The organism is Gemmatimonadota bacterium (assembly GCA_039715185.1).
Taxonomy (GTDB): Bacteria; Gemmatimonadota; Gemmatimonadetes; order Longimicrobiales; family RSA9; genus DATHRK01.
This window is the reverse complement of the sequence record JBDLIA010000152.1, coordinates 1-4029: the sequence shown is the minus strand read 5'-3', so window position 1 is coordinate 4029 and position 4029 is coordinate 1. Positions and strand designations below refer to the sequence as shown.

Below are 4029 nucleotides of genomic sequence, written 5' to 3'. Positions count from 1 at the left end.
AATCGCGTGCGACGCTGCGGTGGTGCGGATCACGCGCGGCCGTGACGGCGGGGTGCTGGGCGCGGGCAGGCGTACGCGGACGATCGCGCCGGCGCTGCGCCGTGCGCTCGAGGCGCGCGACCGGGGCTGCCGCTTCCCGGGCTGCGCCGGCCGCTTCACCGACGGCCACCACGTCGTGCACTGGGCAGAGGGCGGCGAGACGAGCCTGAGGAATCTGGTGCTCTTGTGCCGCAGGCATCACAGGGCGGTGCACGAGGGCCGGGTACGTGTGTGCCTGGGCAAGGAGGGGGCGGTCGCGTTCTTCACGCCCGGGGGCAGGGCGCTCTACGACGCGCCGCGCGCGGCGAACGGTGGGACCGGCGCCGGGAGGGCGGCCGGGGCGAGGACAGCACCTGGCGCCGGGCGGGTGGCCGGCGCCGGGACGGCGCCCGGCCCGGGATCACCGCGCCCAACTGTGAAGCTTCGACTCGAGCTGCCCGCCCACCGCACCGGCGCCGCGCGCTGGACGCGCGACTCGCTCGTGCCCTGGCCCGTCGAGGCAGGCGCGCGCGAAGCGCTCGAGGCCGACGCCGAGATGGCGGAGGAAGCTGCGGGCGGCGCCGAGACCGTGGAAGAAGCAGCGGCCGGCGCGGGGTAGGCCGGGCGCCGACCTGGCTGCGCGTGGGGGCGACGCACGCCGAGGTATGAGGCCGCGCCAGCAACGCCCGCGTCGGCTTGACTGAGGCCGCTCGCCTCGCGCCCGGGGCGCTGCGGCAGAGGCTGATCGCCGGCCCGCGACCGGCACCCCTCAGTAGGTCGGGATGGTTGGATCGACCTCTTCGGCCCAGGCCAGGATGCCGCCTTCGAGATTGGCGACGCGCCGGAATCCGGCGTCCTGGAGTTGCCGCACGGCGCGCGCGCTGCGCTGTCCGGATCGGCAGTGCACCACGATCGTGTCGGCGGTGCTGAGTTCGGAAAGTCGCTCCGTAAGGAACCCCAATGGGATGAGCCGGGCGCCTTGAGGCGCCAGGTTCGCGATGTCCCACTCGTGAGGCTCGCGTACGTCGATGATCGTGATCTCTTCTCCCCCCAGCAGGCGCCGCGCCAGCTCGCCGGCGGCGACTTCCGGCAGGCCGTCCATTTCCCGGGCTTCGGCGCGCTCTGCCTGCGGCACGCCGCAGAACTCCTCGTAGTCGATCAGTTCGGTGACCGTCGGGTCGTCCCCGCACACCGGGCACCCGGGGTCGCGGCGCAGCTTGAGCTCGCGAAACCGCATCTCGAGAGCATCGACCAAGAGCAGCCTGCCGGCGAGCGGCTCCCCTCCCCCGATGATCCACTTGATCGCCTCAGCCGCCTGGAGGGCGCCGACGATGCCCGGCAGCACGCCGAGCACCCCGCCCTCCGCGCAGCTCGGCACGAGCCCGGGCGGAGGCGGCTCGCGGAACAGACAGCGGTAGCAGGGGCCGTCGGGCGCCCCGAACACGGAGACCTGACCCTCGAAGCGGAAGATGGACCCGTACACGTACGGCTTGCCGAGCAGGACGCACGCGTCATTCACCAGGTAGCGGGTAGGAAAGTTGTCGGTGCCGTCGACGACGAGGTCGTAGCGCCCGATGATGTCCAACGCGTTAGCCGAGTCCAGGCGCGTCTCGTGTCCCTCCACGCGCACGAAGGGATTCGCCTCGCGCAGCCGATCCCGCGCCGAATCGAGCTTGGAGCGGCCGACGTCGGAGGTGCCGTGCAGGAGCTGGCGCTGCAGGTTGGTCTCATCGACCACGTCGAAGTCGACGACGCCCAGCGTACCGACCCCCGCCGCCGCCAGGTAGAGCCCGACGGGAGAGCCCAGGCCCCCCGCGCCGATCATGAGCACGCGCGCCGCGCGCAGCTTGCGCTGTCCGGCCATCCCCACCTCGGGCATGATGAGGTGGCGGCTGTAGCGGCGGATCTCCTCGAGGGAAAGGTCGTCCGCGTCGCCGGGTGCCCCCCCTGCGATGCTCGGCAGGATCGTGATGACGTCGTCGCTCGAAACCGAAGTTTCGCCCCCGTCGAGTTGGCGGACGTCCTCGTCGTTCAGGTAGGCGTTCACGAAATTGCGCAGGCTTCCGTCCTCGGCGTAGAGGTGTCGGCGCAGCTCGGGGTGGAGGTCCACGACCCTGCCCAGGGCGTCTCCCACGCTCGTCGCCGATACCTGGACTTCCGCGCGCCCACCCGAGAACTGGCGCAGCGGCGTGGGGATACGGACCCGTATCTCGCTCATGCGATCTCCTGTTCGTCGAAGCCGGTGCGGTCGTCGCGCAGGCGCCACGCTCTGGGCGCGCCCACGACGCCGGCCGAGACCGGCACGATGACGTAGCTGTACCAAGGCCAGGCCAGGCGCTCGTCCGTTTCTGACGGGCGCGCCGGATGATCGGGGTGGGAGTGGTAGTACCCCACGACCTGGAGGCCGTCCGCCTCGGCGGTGCGCTCCAGATCCCGCACCGTCTCCGGGGCGATCAGATACCGACGCGTGCGCGTCTCTCCGGTCGTGTTCGGCGCGGGCACCGAGCGGGCCACCTCGCGCGATTCGCCGTCGCGCCCCAGGAGAGCTCCGCAGCATTCCTCCGGGTAGGCGGCCTCGGCCTGCCGCGCCATGTCGCGGGCCGCCTGCTCGTCGATCCGAATCACCTGTCCGCCTTCCACCATGCCTCGTCCAGGTATCTCGCCCCGTCCTCCGGGAGGAGCGTGACCACCAGCGCGTCGGCGTCCGCTTGCGCCGCGACGCGCAGCGCCGCGGCAACGTTGGCCCCGCCCGACGGTCCAGCCAGCAGCCCCTCCTCATGCGCCAGGCGGACCGCCATGGCCTGCGCGTCTTCGCTGGTCACCTGCATGCGCGCGTCGGCGAGCTCCGAGTCATAGATCCCCGGCACCATGGCGCTAGCCATGTGCTTCGCCCCCTCTATCCCATGCAGAGGCGAGTCGGGCTGGACCTCCACGAGTCGCACGTCGTCGCGGCTCGCGCGCAAGCGCCTGCCTGTACCGACGAACGTGCCGCTGGTGCCGACGATGGCCACGAAGTGAGTCACGCGCCCCGCCGTCTGTTGCCATACCTCCCGCCCGGTGCCGTAGTAGTGCGCGGCGATGTTGGCCGGATTGTCGTACTGGTCGGCGTAGTAGACCGAACCCGCCGGCGCCTCGGCTGCGCGCCGCTGCGCCTCTCGAATGGCTCCGTCCGAACCCTCCAGGGGATCGGTCAGGACGACGTTGGCGCCGTATGCACGCAGGAGACGAAGTCGCTCCGTCCCGGCGTTGCCGGGCACGCAGATCTCGCAGGCGTAGCCGCGCTCGGCGCAGAGCATCGCGTACGCGATACCCGTGTTGCCCGAACTCGCGTCGAGCAACCTGACGCCTCTCCGCAGCGCGCCCGACCGCTCGGCCCGCCGTAGAATGGTGAGCGCCGCCCGATCCTTCACGCTCCCGCCTGGGTTGGCGCCCTCCAGCTTGACGGCGACGCGGGCCCCACCCCGAGCCGGCATGCGCCTCAGCAGTACCAGTGGCGTGTTGCCTATGGCGGCGCGCAACCCGGCTGCGGGTGGGGCCGGCGCGGATTCCTGGCGTTCGGCCGCGGACTCGACGCCCGGGCGGGGGCGCCCAAGCCTCGATGCAAAAAGGCCGTGACCCCGGGGAGTCACGGCCTCTTCCGTGAACGGCGTCCGTCTCGCCGTCATGGCGATCGGACGGCGCGCAGCGGCGGCCGCCTCCCCGAATGGGGCGGACAGCAACAACAGCTCGCCGGGGCGGCCACGGAACGCGGTCCAATCGTTCTCATGTCAGTAACAATAGAGCGGTCACCCGCCCGGTCAAGTCCTACGGTCCGATCGAGCTCCGCGGGGCCGAGGCGGGATGCGAACCGGCCCGATCGAGCTCCGCGGGGCCGAGGCGGGACGCGAGACGGCCCGCCGCTCCCGAGGAGCAACGGGCCGTCTCGTGCCGCAGGCGAGCGCCAGGCTCGCCGACTACTCCGCCGCCGCCATTTCCTCCCCCGCCGGGAAGGCGCGGAAGAACGGTCCTTCC

Annotated in this window: 4 protein-coding genes; 1 reads left to right on the top strand and 3 read right to left on the bottom strand. The window is 72.0% G+C overall.

The annotated features are described in order from the left end of the window. Positions 1-637, top strand: a 637-nt coding sequence (locus tag ABFS34_15955; protein ID MEN8376921.1) for an HNH endonuclease signature motif containing protein, incomplete at its 5' end; no start/stop codon positions are given. 150 nt (positions 638-787) lie between these two features. Here the strand turns inward: ABFS34_15955 and moeB are convergent. Genes moeB through ABFS34_15940 form a run of 3 tightly spaced genes read right to left on the bottom strand, consistent with a single transcriptional unit; the run spans position 788 to position 3536 of the window. Continuing rightward, positions 788-2236 carry a molybdopterin-synthase adenylyltransferase MoeB gene (moeB, locus tag ABFS34_15950; protein ID MEN8376920.1) on the bottom strand — a complete coding sequence of 483 codons (1449 nt, stop codon included), beginning with the start codon at positions 2234-2236 and terminating at the stop codon, positions 788-790. Continuing rightward, positions 2233-2661 carry a M67 family metallopeptidase gene (locus ABFS34_15945; GenBank protein MEN8376919.1) on the bottom strand — a complete coding sequence of 143 codons (429 nt, stop codon included), beginning with the start codon at positions 2659-2661 and terminating at the stop codon, positions 2233-2235. The genes moeB and ABFS34_15945 overlap by 4 nt, the downstream gene beginning before the upstream one ends. Beyond that, positions 2640-3536 (bottom strand): cysteine synthase family protein, encoded by an 897-nt coding sequence (locus ABFS34_15940; GenBank protein ID MEN8376918.1) that lies wholly within the window; start codon positions 3534-3536, stop codon positions 2640-2642. Before ABFS34_15940 ends, ABFS34_15945 begins: the two co-directional genes overlap by 22 nt. Between the last annotated feature and the right edge of the window lie 493 nt (positions 3537-4029).